This window comes from Thioalkalivibrio sp. ALJ7 (genome assembly GCF_000376865.1).
In the GTDB taxonomy this organism is placed as follows: Bacteria; Pseudomonadota; Gammaproteobacteria; order Ectothiorhodospirales; family Ectothiorhodospiraceae; genus Thioalkalivibrio.
Window position 1 is genome coordinate 433,733 of the sequence record NZ_AQXQ01000012.1, and the last position, 13,037, is coordinate 446,769.

Genomic DNA, 13,037 nt, shown 5'->3' on the forward strand with positions numbered 1-13,037 from the left:
CTGTGTGTACAGGCCCGATATGACTCGAAGCGATCAACACGACCGATTCCTGCCCAAGGACAAGGAACTGCGCGCCCGCGTGCGCCTGTTCGGGGAACTGCTGGGCAACGTGATCTACAAGCTGGAAGGCCAGGCCGTGTTCAACGCGGTGGAGAAGCTGCGACGCGGCTTCGTCAGCCTGCGCAAGGAGGAAGATGCCGAGCTGCGCCGCCAGCTGATGGCCGACATCACGCACTTCGACGCCGCGCTGACCGAGCGTGTGATCCGCGCCTTCAGCATCTACTTCAGTCTGGTGAACATCGCCGAGGAAGATCTGTTCTACCGCTGGCGCCGTGCCCAGGTCTCCAGCGGCGAACCGCTATGGACCGGTTCCTTCGACCAGACCCTGCGTGAACTGCATGACGAGGGCATCACCGCCGAGGAGCTGGAACGGCTGCTGAACGAGATGCACTACCAGCCGGTGTTCACCGCGCATCCCACCGAGGCCCGACGCCGGACCACGATGGAGAATCAGCGACGGGTCTTCGAGACCGCCGACCGGCTGAACCAGCCGGGCCTGGGCGAAGAAGAACGCCGCCTGATCACCGAGGAACTGGAAACCCAGATCCAGCTGCTGTGGCGTACCAACGAGGTGCGGGTGAAGAAGCCCCAGGTCCAGGACGAGATCAAGTACGGTCTGTTCTACTTCGAGGAGAGCCTGTTCGAGGCCATCCCGCAGTCCTACCGCTTCCTGGAAAAGGCCATCCGCCGCATCTACGGCGTGAACGCCGACGGCAGCCTTCCCGTGCGTATCCCGGCCTTCCTGCATTTCGGCTCCTGGATCGGCGGCGACCGCGATGGCAACCCCAATGTCACCCCGGAGGTCACCGAACTGGCCTGTCGTCTAGCCATGGAACAGGTGTTGCGCGAGTACATCAAGCGGGTGAATCACCTGCGCAACGTGCTCACGCACTCGGCCTTCATGTGCCAGCCGTCGCAGGCCTTCCTCGACAGCCTGGAATCCGACGGCAACATCGCCAACGCGGTGTTTCAGGGCGCTTCGGATCGCTTCGAGAGCGAGCCCTACCGGCGCAAGCTCTACATCATGCGCTACCGCCTGCGCGAGACCCTGGACACCGTGGTGCGCCGAGTCCACGGCGAGGCCGCCGTACTCCCCACCAACAGCGCCTACGCCGATGCCCAGGCCTTCCTGCAGGACCTGAAGCTGATCCGCGACTCGCTGATCAGCCACGGCGACCGCAACATCGCCAGCGGCGCGCTAACCGACCTGATCCGTCTGGTCGAGACCTTTGGCTTTCACCTCCATCACCTGGACGTGCGCCAGGAATCCACCGTCCACTCCGACGCGATCGCGGAACTGCTGGGCCAACTGGCACCGGATACCGACTACGCCGCACTGGACGAGAACGGTCGCCAGAAGGCCCTGAGCGAGCTGATCGCCGCCGATACGCTCCCCGAGCTGGACCGCGAAGCCCTCGGCGAGAGCACCCGCGAGACCCTGCGCGTATTCGAGGTGATCCAGGCCATGCGCCGCGAGGTCGGACCGGACGGCATCGGGACCTACGTGATCTCCATGACCCACGCGGCCTCGCATGTGCTCGAGGTCCTGCTGCTGGGACGCCTGGCCGGACTCGCGGGCAACGACGAGCAAGGCAACCCCTTCTGTTGCCTGCGCATCTCGCCCTTGTTCGAGACCATCGAAGACCTGCTGCACGTGGAAGACGTGCTCGAGGGCCTGCTGTCCAACCCGGTGTACGCCCGCCTGCTGGCCGCCTCCGGCAACATCCAGGACGTCATGCTCGGCTACTCGGATTCCTGCAAGGACGGCGGCATTCTCGCCTCCAGCTGGAACCTCTACGAGGCGCAGAAGAAGATCGTCGGCATCACCGACCGCTTCAGCGTGCGCTGCCAGTTGTTCCACGGCCGTGGCGGCACCGTCGGCCGCGGCGGTGGCCCGACCCACGAGTCCATCCTCGCCCAGCCCCCGGCCACCGTGCAGGGACGCATCAAATTCACCGAACAGGGTGAGGTGCTGTCGTACAAGTACTCCAACGTGGAAACCGCGGTGTACGAGTTGGGTATGGGCGCGACTGGCGTGATGCTCGCCTCGCGCAGCCTGGTCCGGCCACCGCGCCAGGACCGCGATGACTACCGCGCCACCATGCACGAGCTCGCGGAAAGCGGCGAGGATGCCTACCGCGGACTGATCGACCGCACCGACGGCGTGCTCGACTACTTCTATGAGGTCACCCCGGTCCAGGAGATCGGCTTCCTGAACATCGGCTCGCGCCCTTCGCACCGGCGCAAGACCGACCGCTCCAAGAGCTCGATCCGCGCGATCCCCTGGGTCTTTGGCTGGGCCCAGGCACGCCACACGCTGCCCGCCTGGTACGGGATCGGCACCGCGCTCGAGCGCTGGCGCGGCGAAGACCCGGAACGCCTCGCCCAGCTGCAGCGTATGTACCAGGAGTGGCCGTTCTTCCGTTCGTTGCTATCCAACTGCCAGATGGCGCTGACCAAGGCCGACATGCGCACCGCGGCGGAGTACGCCCGCCTGTGCAGCGACCCGGACCTGGCCGACCGCATCTACACCCGCGTACGCGAAGAACACAGCCGCACCGTGACCGAGGTCCTGCGGGTCGCACAGCTGGACGCCCTGATGGACGAGACCCCGCTGCTGGCACGCTCGCTGCAACGCCGCAACCCGTACCTGGACCCGCTCAACAGCATCCAGATCCACCTGTTGCGCGAATCGCGTCAGTTTGACGCCGAGGCCGAAGACGACGCCGAAAACCCCTGGATCTCACCCATGCTGCGTTCTATCAACGCGATCGCCGCGGGTATGCGTAACACCGGCTAACGCCCCCCGAAATAGGGACTGCAACCAGCGGCAGTCCTTATTGCAATGCCCTCGCGCAAGGGACGGCACCCGCTCGCGCGTGCACATCAAGCCGTGTTTCCATAGAATCCCGACATGCGCCTGCTCCTGCTGATCGTCGTCATTGTTGCCGTATTTCTCGCGGTGCGAACGCTCGTGCGTTCCACCAGCCAACGCAAGCAAGTCCATCAGGGTGAACGGCCCGAACGCCTGAAAGAAGGCGGCGCGGTCATCCGCTGCGCCTTTTGCGGCGTACACGTGCCCGAGGCCGAAGCCTACCGGGACGGCGACCGTCTTTACTGTTCGCCCCAGCATGCCGAGGTCGACCGCAACCGGTCGGACGCCGACTCCCGAACCGAAGACGACTGACCCGAACCCATGGGCGCCGAGGCCGAGGGAAACGCGCCGCTGGATGCCGATACCCGGCGCTCCGCCTGGTTGTTCGCGCTGTACCGTGTGTTCGTCGCAGCGGTCCTGCTGCTGCTCGGCCTGTTCCCCGACACGCCGCTGGGACTGCAGGTCCTCACCCCCCCGCTCTACGTCGTCTTTGCGACGGCCTATCTCGCCTTCGCCGTGGTAGCGGCCGGGTTCGCCTGGCGCTGCACGCAGAACCCGGACACAGCTAGCCTCAGCCGGATCGCCCTGATCGGCGGCGCCGGTGATGGCATCGGCCTGATTGTGCTACTGATGGTCTCCGGCGGAGTCGGCTCCGGCATCGGTCTGCTGCTCGTCCCCGCCCTGGTGGCCACCGTGCTGCTTTCCAGCGCGCGCTTCGCTCTGACCCTGGCGGCGATCGCGACCCTTGCGCTGTTGTTGGCCGAGGGAGTTACCGCCCTGTTCCTTCACCCGACGGACACCGCGATCACCCAGGCGGGCCTGCTCGGGGCCACCCTGTTCGCGGCCGGCCTGCTGGCCCGCCATTTCGCCCGCCGTGCAGGTGAAACCCGCGCCCAGGTAGAACGCCAGGAGGCAGACCTGGCCAACCTGGCTGAGCTCAACGCCCAGATCATCGCGCGCATGAGCGCTGGCGTCGTCGCCGTCGACCCGAACGGCTACATCCGCTCCATCAATGAGGCCGCCCGCCGGCTGCTGCCGCCGCGTCCGGGGCGACACCTGTCGTCCCTGTCCCCCTCGGTCGCCCGCACGGTGCGTGACTGGCAGCGCAATGGCATGCCGAACACCAGTCAGCATTTGCCCGGGGACCGCGACCAGCCCGCCCTGCGTATCCGCCTCGCTCCCCTCGGCGATCAAGGGGATCAGGGAACCCTCCTGATCCTGGAAGACGCCGCGGAGCTCCAGCGCCAGGCCCAGGCCAGCAAACTACAGGCGCTGGGCCGGCTCACCGCCAGCATCGCCCACGAGATCCGCAACCCACTGGGCGCCATCAGCCACAGCGCCCAGTTGTTGGGCGAATCGCCGGACCTGAAGCCCCATGACCAGCGGCTGCTCGACATCATCAACAACCAGAGCAAGCGGGTGAACGAGCTGATCTCCAACGTCCTCAGCCTGTCGCGCCGGGATACCGGAGAGCGCGAACGCCTGAACCTGCAGGAGGCCCTGGACCGCTTCGCCGAAGAGTTCTGCGGTGCACTGCAACTACCCCGGGAGACACTGCATGCGCGGGTCGAACCGGTGGACTCCGAGATCCAGTTCGACCCCTCCCAGCTCAACCAGACCCTGTGGAACCTTTGCACCAACGCCCGCATCCACGGCGGCCATGACCAACCCGGCACCCCGCCCATCGTGCTGCGCGGCGGCGCCGGCCAGGTTGCACGGGTGGTCAGCCTGGATGTGATCGACGCCGGCCCAGGCATTTCCTCCGAGCAGGAAAAGGATCTGTTCGAGCCGTTTGTCTCCGGGCGTGCCGGGGGCACCGGGCTCGGCCTGTACATCTCGCGCATGCTGTGCGAAAACAACGGGGCATCGCTGGAGTACGTCCGGACACCCACCGGCGGCTGCTTCCGGGTCCTGTTTGCTCCCCTGGAAGCTGATATGCCAGCGCTGCACAAGGAAGGAAGCGCATGAGTATCCGTCACGTGCTGGTCGTCGACGACGAGCCCGACATCTGCGAACTACTCGAGATCACCCTGGCCCGCATGGGGCTAGAGGCCACGACGGCCAATCGTTTGCAACCCGCGCGCGCACTCCTGGCCGAACGCGACTTCGACCTGTGCCTGACCGATATGCGTTTGCCGGATGGGGATGGCCTGGACCTGGTCCGCCATATCCAGCACCAATGTCCCGAGCTGCCGGTTGCGGTCATCACCGCCCACGGCAGTGTAGACACGGCTGTTCAAGCCCTGAAGCTGGGAGCCTTCGATTTTGTCAGCAAGCCGGTAGACCTGAAGCAACTCCGCGAGCTGATCGACGCCGCCCTCCGTCTGGAGCCCGTGGCCCCGACCACCGAGGATGCCCAATCGCTGAGCGTACCCGCTGGTACCGACACCAGCCCCCTGCTGGGGGCGTCCAAGCCCATGCAGGGGCTGCGCGCCACGATTCACAAATTGGCCCGCAGCCAGGCGCCAGTATTCATCTCTGGCGAATCGGGGTCCGGCAAGGAACTGGTCGCGCGCGAGATTCACCGTCTGGGCGCCCGCGCGGAGCGCCCATTTGTACCGGTCAATTGCGGTGCTATCCCGGGCGAGTTAATGGAGAGCGAGTTCTTCGGCCACCGCAAGGGCGCCTTTACCGGCGCCAACCAGGATCACACCGGTCTCTTCCAGTCGGCGGATGGCGGGACGCTGTTTCTGGACGAAGTGGCCGATCTGCCACTGCCGATGCAGGTCAAGCTGCTGAGGGCCATCCAGGAACGCGCCATCAAGCCAGTCGGCGGCACGCGCGAGCTCCCGGTCGACGTGCGCATCCTGAGCGCGACCCACCACGACCTGGAAAAGGCGGTGCGCGAAGGCCGTTTCCGCCAGGACCTGTACTACCGCCTGAACGTCATCGAATTGAAGGTACCGCCGCTACGCGAACGCCACAGCGATATTGGCCATTTGGCCACCCACATCCTCCAGCGCATCAGCGAGCAATGGGGAATGGAGGCACTCGAACTCGCACCTGGGGCGCGGGAGGCTCTGCAACGGCATTCCTTCCCCGGCAACGTGCGCGAACTGGAGAACATCCTGGAGCGGGCCGCCACGCTATGCGAAGGCCCGCGGATCGACGCTGACAACATCGACCTACCCGCCAATGGCTTTGCGGCAACGCACCCATCGAGCCAGGCTCCACTGGACGATACCTCCGACGCGGAGACCGCGACCAGTGGCACCGACCCCGCGCTGGATGAACAGCTCGCGGCCCAGGAACGCCAGGCGATTGCCACCGCCCTGCAACAGACCGGCGGCAATCGGACCGCGGCCGCGCGCCTGCTGGGCCTCAGCTTTCGCCAGCTGCGCTACCGCCTGAAGAAACTTGGGATCGAATAGTCGGCAATCCGCCGGCACTCGGTTAGAGCAGGTCCGCCCATTCGGTCAGGGCAAACCAGATCACGTAGCCGCCATAAAGGATCAGGAAGATGATGCTGAGCACCGTAATCGGACGAAACCCCTTCACGTCCACCTGGTAGGACACATCCTCCCCGCGTGCCCGGCGTCGCCGCACATCCATCCAGCGCGACACCCGCCACCAGACGAACAGCAGGATCAGGATCACGGTCAGAAACTTCAGCATCGGGGGTTGTGTCCTCGCATGGGGTCTCGGGCGGCACTGAACGCGACACTACCCGAGAACGCCACGCGCCGCATCGTCTGTCGCCCCCGTAGGGGGGCTATTCGCAGGTGAAGCCCCCGCGCCTTGTTTGAGTCGGGTCATCCCCGTCGCTTCGAACGCCCCGTCGCGGGCGCATTCCAGGGGTCTTCCGGCCACGGATGTTTCGGATAACGCCCCTTCAGTTCACGCCGCACCTCCGGGTAACCCTTCTCCCAGAAACTTTCCAGATCCTGCGTCACCTGCACCGGACGCCGCGCTGGCGACAGCAGGTGCAGCACGAGGGGTACACGTCCACCGGCCACAGCGGGCGTCTCGGCCAGCCCGAACAGCTCCTGCAGCTTGACTGCCAGCACCGGAGGTTCCTGGGTGTAGTCAATCCGGTGCGCGGAACCGGAGGGCACCTCGATCCGGGATGGCGCCTCGCGGTCCAATTGCTGCTGGCGCGCCCAGTCAAGCCGCCCGCGCAGGATCGCCGTCAGGTCCAGTCGCTCCAGATCGCGCATCCGCGTGACCCCCGCCAGGTACGGCCCCAACCAGTCCTCCAGGCCACTTAGCAGCGTGGCATCACAAAGATCCGGGAACCCGGCCTCTGGCATCGCGGTATGCAGTAGCTGGACCCGGGCGCGCAACTGGGTCGCCGCATCGTCCCAGGCCAGCCGCCCCAGCCCCTCGCGGCGCAGCCGCTCGCACCAGAGCGGGATGGTGGCAGACGGGTCGTCCAGCGCCACCATCTGCCGCTCCACCACCAGCGTACCGATACGCCGGATGCGTGCATTCTCCAGCCGCGCGCCGTCCTCCACCCAGTCGCAGCGTGTCTCCTGGTGGAACAGCTCCGGGGCCTCACGCTCCAGCGCAACCAGGTCCAGTGCCACCGCGCAGCGGATGCGCGCCTCGCGCTCGGCATCTACGCAGTCCACCGCAACCAGGTAATCAGCATGGGCCAGGCGCTCGCGCTCCGGCATCAAGGCGCCTCGGCCATTGCCCATCACGAAGCGCCCGGCCTGGTGGCCCCGATGTCGCGCGATGCGCTCGGGCCAGGCCAGCGCCGCCAGCACCCCCAGCGCGACGGGCTCATCCAGCAGAGCGGTCGTTTCTGCGGAAGCCCCATTCAGGCGATCCAGCGCCTGCCCCAATCGCCGCAGCCCACTCTTCCAGGGCCGCCCGCCGCTGCGTCGTGCCCCCTCGAGGCGGGCCCCCAATTCCAGTGGCGCTCCTGGCCCGACCAGACCCGGCTCTTCGACCACCACCGCCAGTTCGCAAGCCAGAGTCGCAAGCCCCCGCTCGCGGGCACGCAGCAGCATATGCGCGAGGCGCGGGTGGGTCGGCAGGCGCAACAGGGCGTGCCCGTGTTCGGTAATCCGCCCGTCAGTATCCACCGCCCCCAACTCCGTGAGGATTCCCCGCGCGGCGGCCAGGCCATGCGCAGGGGGTGGCTCCAGCCAGTCGAGTTCGGCTACCGCCTCGCCCCAGCCAGCCAGTTCGAGGGCCAATGGCAGCAGATCGACCTGCTGCAGGCCGGGTGTGGCGTAGTCCGGGCGCTGTACCTCCTCACCCCGCGCCCACAGCCGGATGGCCACACCGGACTCGGTGCGTCCAGCACGACCGGCACGTTGTTCGGCGGACGCCTTTGAGGCCGACACCGTCACCAGCCGCGAGAGCCCGGTCGCCGCATCGAAACGCGGCTCGCGCGACAGTCCCGCGTCGATCACCACGCGCACGCCCTCGATGGTCAGACTGGTCTCGGCGATATCGGTGGCCAGGACGACCTTGCGTTCGCCCGTGGGTGGCGGGCGCACCGCCCGGTTCTGTTCCTGCGCAGATAGCCGCCCGAACAATGGCGTGACCCGAGCAGGACCAGACGGGGTATCGACAACCTCGCCCAGGCGCGCGGTCGCCTCGCGGATCTCGCGCTCACCGGGCAGAAACACCAGCAACGAACCTGGCTCCGCGACCAGCGCATCCTGCACCGCAGAAGCCACGGTGTGCGACAGCGGCGCCTCACTCTCCGGCGGCAGGAAACGCACATCCACCGGAAACTGGCGTCCCCGGGCCCGCAACACCGGAACCGGATCAGCCTCCGGCAGCGCCAGCAGGCGCGCGACCGCCTCATCATCAAGCGTCGCAGACATCACCACGATGCGCAGTTCCGGACGCAACAACCGGCGCACCTGCAGGGCAAAGGCCAACGCCAGTTCGGCCTCGGGCCGGCGCAGGTGGAATTCGTCAAACACGACTGCACCGATACCCTCCAGCAACGGATCGGCCTGGATGCGACGCAGGAACAGGCCATCTGTGACCAGCTCCACGCGCGTGCGCCCCGAGACCTTTTGCTCGTCACGCACACGGTAGCCAACCGTCTCTCCGACCATCTCGCCACACTGATCGGCCATGAAGGTAGCCGCCATGCGTGCCGCCATACGCCGCGGCTGGAGACAGATCACCCACCCCTCGGACGGGCCCGCGGCCAGATGCAGCGGCACGCGTGTGGTCTTTCCGGCCCCCGGTTCGGCCACCAGCACGGCCGCCCCGTGGGCAGCCAGCGCGGCATCCAGGGGGCTTAGCAAATCCTCCAGCGCCTGCGCGGCCGGCGCAGCATCGGGGGCCTGGGGCATCGAGGCTTAGTTCTCGGTCACGCGGGTTCCGGCCTGCACGCGATCGCCGGGGCGCGTCACCACGCGCTCGCCCGCCTCCAGGCCTTCCAGGATCTGGGTCGCAAAGCCGGCCCGGCGACCGACATCAACCGGACGCGGCTGCGCCCGACCCTCCTCGACTACAAACACAGACCATTCGCCGCGATCACGAAACAGCGCGCTGGTCGGCACCTGCAGCACGTCGTCGCCCCCCCACAGGACGAACTCGGCCTCCACGCGGTAACCAACAGCCAATCCAGCCAGGCGTGCCTCTACCGAATCCAGGTCCAAAATCACCGGCACACGCTGCTCGTCTACCCCCAGCGCGGAGATCTTGGTGAACCCGAACGGCTGCACCCGACGCACCGTGGCCTCCAGTGGCGCGTCACGGCCCCAGTCGGTCAGGCGCACATGCATACCGGGCACGACCCGCACAGCGTCCATCGACAGCAGGTCCACCTGCACCTCCAGGTCGTCCAGGTCGCCCACCACCAGAACGGGCTCGCCCGCGCCGATCGTTCCCTCGCAACAGCGATAGCGTTCGAGCACGACCCCGTCGGCGGGCGAGCGTACGGCCAAAGTACCCGCCTCGGACTCCGGCATCTGGCCGCTGGCGATGTCCAGCACCAGACGGGCACTCTCAACTTCGCTGCGAGCGACCTCCACTGCGGCCTCGCCCGAGCGCACGGCCGAGCGGGCCCGATCGCGCATGGTCTCCATGCGCTCCACCTCGGTCGCCGAGACCGCGCCGCGCTCGAACAGTTCCTGGTGGCGGCGATGCTCGGACTCGGAAAACCGCGCCTCGGCTCGCAGGTTCTCGAGGTTCGCTTCGGCACTTTGCAGCCGCGAGCGCGCGGCGGCCAGATTCTCGCGCGCCTGCTCGCGCGAACGCGCATCCAGCGCTGGCGTCGGCAAGGGCTCCAGGCGGAATAGCGTGTCGCCCAGGCCCACAGCATCGCCTTCTTCCAGTTGCACCCGATGCAGATAGCCGGCGATGGGCGCGGACACGGTGTATGTCTCGCGCAGCCGTGTTCGGCCTTCCTCACGCACCGTCTCTTCGAAGGCGCCGACGTGTACCTCGGTGATCGAGACCGGCACTGGCTGCGGGCGCAATGCCCAGACCAGCGCGACCACTCCCGCCAGCACCACCAGCCCAACCGTGATTCGCTTCTTCATCGCCATACCATCAGTCTCGCAAATCCCGCGGTCCAGCGCGCTCCCTCATCGGCCGCCCCGCCACGTGAAGTGCGGGCTCCAATGTTGAAGTGCGTCAATCCGCCGCCTGCCCTAGTTGGCTGGCGGCTGACCGCAGCCACCGGAAACATCCGGGCCGAACAGCACCGAGCCACTGCACCCTAGCGCAAGCGAAACACGCTCAGCGCAGGAACAGCGAGTAGGCCGGGTTGGCCGTCTCCTCGTGCCAGGGATAGCCGACTTCCTTCAGGAAGGAGCGGAACCGAGCACGATCCTCGGTGGGGATTTGCATTCCCACCAGCACCCGTCCGTAGGCCGCGCCATGGTTGCGATAGTGAAACAGGCTGATATTCCAGGTCTGCCCCATGTGGGTCAGGAAATTCAGCAGCGCCCCCGGACGCTCCGGAAATTCGAAGCGATAGATCCGCTCGTTGCGGACCTCGCCGCCGTGGCCCCCGACCATATGTCGCAGGTGAAGCTTGGCCACCTCGTTCTCGGTCATGTCCAGGACCTCGTACCCGGCCCCTCCCAGCGCCGCCAGAATCTCCTGACGCTCGGCATCACCACGCTCCAGCTTGATGCCAGCGAATACCTGGGCGCGTTCGTCATCGGCATAGCGATAGTTGAACTCGGTAATGCCCCGCTTGCCGATCGCCTGGCAGAACTGACGAAAACTTCCCGGACGTTCCGGAATTGTGACCGCAAACAGGGCCTCCCGGTGCTCACCAATCTCGGCGCGCTCCGCCACATGACGCAGTCGATCGAAGTTGATATTGGCTCCACTAAGCACCGCCGCCAGATTCGCGCCTTGCAGACCCTCACGCTGGATGTATTGCTTCATACCCGCGACCGCTAGCGCACCCGCCGGTTCAGCCACCACGCGGGTATCGTCGAAGACATCCTTGATGGCTGCGCAGATCGAGTCGGTATCCACCAGGAGGACCTCGTCGACCAGCTCGCGCACCATACGGAAGGTCTCCTTGCCGACCTGTCGAACGGCCGCGCCATCGGCAAAGATGCCGACTTGGTTGAGGATGACCCGGCGATTCTGGCGTAACGCCTTGTACATTGAGGGCGCATCGTCCGGCTCCACCCCGATGACCTTGATCTCCGGGCGCAGGCGCTTGATGTAGGCCGCCATACCAGCCGCCAGCCCGCCACCACCAATGCAAACGAATACCGCATCCAAGGGGCCCGGATGTTGGCGCAGCAGTTCCATTGCCACGGTCCCCTGACCCGCGATCACGTCGGGATCGTCGAACGGGTGGATAAAGGTGTAGCCATGGGTCGCTTCCAGCTCGCGCGCATGGGCCGCCGCTTCATCGAAGGAATCCCCATGCAGAACGGCCTTGCCGCCGAAACGCCGTACCGCATCGATCTTGATCGACGGCGTGGTCACCGGCATCACGATCACGGCCTTGATGCCAAGATGGTTTGCACCCAGCGCGACCCCCTGGGCATGGTTGCCGGCCGATGCCGCCACCACGCCCTTGGCGCGCTGCTCCGGGGTCAGCTGGGCGATCTTGTTGTACGCCCCTCGCAGCTTGAATGAGAAGACTGGCTGCAGATCCTCACGCTTGAGCCACACAGTAGAACCCAGACGCTGCGACAGGCTCGGCATCAAATCCAGTGGGGTCTCGCGCGCCACGTCGTACACACGCGCCGTCAGGATTTTCTCAAGGTAGGGGACTTTCATGGCCCGAACGATAGCATGCGAATCTGCTCGGAGAGGCACGTTTATGAGGCCGGTTGCACCCTTTTTGGCCATTGAAGCCAGTGCAACGACGCAGTCGCCGCTTCGCCACCAGTCCGTGCCAGTGGCTCGAATGAACGGGAACGGCACCGGAGAGGTCAATGCGTCTCGCCGAAACGGGCCCGCTTGTCCCAGGGACGGAGCAGTCGGTATCCTCAGTGGGTTATGGACCGTATATGCGAGAGACGTTGATGAATCAGGACGAAATGAAGAAGGCCGTTGCCGAGGCGGCCCTGGAACGAATCGAAAGCGGCTGGATCGTGGGCGTGGGCACCGGCTCCACCGCGAATTACTTCATCGACGCCCTGGCCGGGATCAAGGGCAAGATCGACGGCGCCGTGGCCTCCAGCGAGGCCAGTGCCGAACGTCTGCGGGGCCATGGGATCGAGGTGCTGGATCTCAACTCGGCTGGCCCGCTGCCGATCTATGTCGATGGCGCCGACGAGGCCACTCGCCACCTGCACCTGACTAAAGGTGGCGGCGGCGCGCTGACCCGCGAGAAGATCGTGGCGGCCGCCTCGAAGACCTTTGTGTGCGTCGTAGACGAGACCAAGGTCGTCGACTATCTGGGTGCATTCCCCCTGCCCGTTGAGGTCATCCCCATGGCGCGCAGCCATGTGGCGCGCGCCCTATCGAAATTGGGCGGCAACCCGGAGCTGCGCGAAGGCTTCAATACCGACAACGGCAACGTGATCCTGGACGTGCATAACCTGCGCATCATGAACCCGGTGGAGCTGGAATCCGAGCTGGACCACATCGCCGGCGTGGTGACCAACGGGCTATTCGCCCGCCGGCCGGCGGACGTAATGCTGGTGGGTTCGTCCTCTGGTGTCGAGGAGATGACCGCAAAATAATCGGCCCGGACGATCGC

8 protein-coding genes and 2 pseudogenes are annotated in these 13,037 nt (G+C 66.2%); 6 read left to right on the forward strand and 4 right to left on the reverse strand.

All coding sequences use genetic code 11. The features are described 5' to 3' along the window. Nucleotides 1-19: 19 nt before the first annotated feature. The 5 genes and pseudogenes from ppc to D002_RS13980 form a co-directional block, all read left to right on the forward strand. Entirely contained in the window at nt 20-2,860 is a 2,841-nt protein-coding gene (ppc, locus tag D002_RS0110665) for a phosphoenolpyruvate carboxylase (protein ID WP_018141912.1), read from the forward strand. A gap of 114 nt (nt 2,861-2,974) precedes the next feature. Next, nucleotides 2,975-3,247 (forward strand): PP0621 family protein, encoded by a 273-nt coding sequence (locus tag D002_RS0110670; protein WP_018141913.1) that lies wholly within the window; start codon nt 2,975-2,977, stop codon nt 3,245-3,247. 9 nt (nt 3,248-3,256) lie between these two features. Continuing rightward, on the forward strand, nt 3,257-4,903 hold the full coding sequence (locus tag D002_RS0110675; RefSeq protein ID WP_018141914.1) for a PAS domain-containing sensor histidine kinase: 1,647 nt from the start codon (nt 3,257-3,259) through the stop codon (nt 4,901-4,903). After that, nucleotides 4,900-6,076: pseudogene (locus D002_RS0110680) on the forward strand (sigma-54-dependent transcriptional regulator); the annotation flags it as partial. The gene D002_RS0110675 and the pseudogene D002_RS0110680, both read left to right, overlap by 4 nt. A 74-nt stretch (nt 6,077-6,150) precedes the next feature. Next, nucleotides 6,151-6,306, forward strand: a pseudogene (locus D002_RS13980) (helix-turn-helix domain-containing protein); the annotation flags it as partial. 22 nt (nt 6,307-6,328) lie between these two features. Here the strand turns inward: D002_RS13980 and D002_RS0110685 are convergent. The 4 genes from D002_RS0110685 to ilvA all read right to left on the reverse strand — a co-directional run bounded on the left by D002_RS0110685 (nt 6,329) and on the right by ilvA (nt 12,109). Further along, nucleotides 6,329-6,550, reverse strand: a complete 222-nt coding sequence (locus tag D002_RS0110685; RefSeq protein ID WP_018141916.1) for a hypothetical protein — start codon at nt 6,548-6,550, stop codon at nt 6,329-6,331. Nucleotides 6,551-6,687: 137 nt separating this feature from the next. Further along, on the reverse strand, nt 6,688-9,201 hold the full coding sequence (gene hrpB, locus D002_RS0110690; protein ID WP_018141917.1) for an ATP-dependent helicase HrpB: 2,514 nt from the start codon (nt 9,199-9,201) through the stop codon (nt 6,688-6,690). A 6-nt stretch (nt 9,202-9,207) separates the two neighbouring features. Then, the gene (locus tag D002_RS0110695) at nt 9,208-10,401 is read right to left on the reverse strand and encodes an efflux RND transporter periplasmic adaptor subunit (RefSeq protein WP_018141918.1); all 1,194 of its coding nucleotides are present in this window, start codon (nt 10,399-10,401) and stop codon (nt 9,208-9,210) included. Nucleotides 10,402-10,594: 193 nt separating this feature from the next. After that, nucleotides 10,595-12,109 carry a threonine ammonia-lyase, biosynthetic gene (ilvA, locus tag D002_RS0110700; RefSeq protein ID WP_018141919.1) on the reverse strand — a complete coding sequence of 505 codons (1,515 nt, stop codon included), beginning with the start codon at nt 12,107-12,109 and terminating at the stop codon, nt 10,595-10,597. Between the two features lie 248 nt (nt 12,110-12,357). Between ilvA and rpiA the strand changes: the two genes are divergently transcribed. Further along, nucleotides 12,358-13,020, forward strand: coding sequence for a ribose-5-phosphate isomerase RpiA (rpiA, locus tag D002_RS0110705; protein ID WP_026181665.1), 663 nt, complete (start codon nt 12,358-12,360; stop codon nt 13,018-13,020). Nucleotides 13,021-13,037 lie beyond the last annotated feature (17 nt).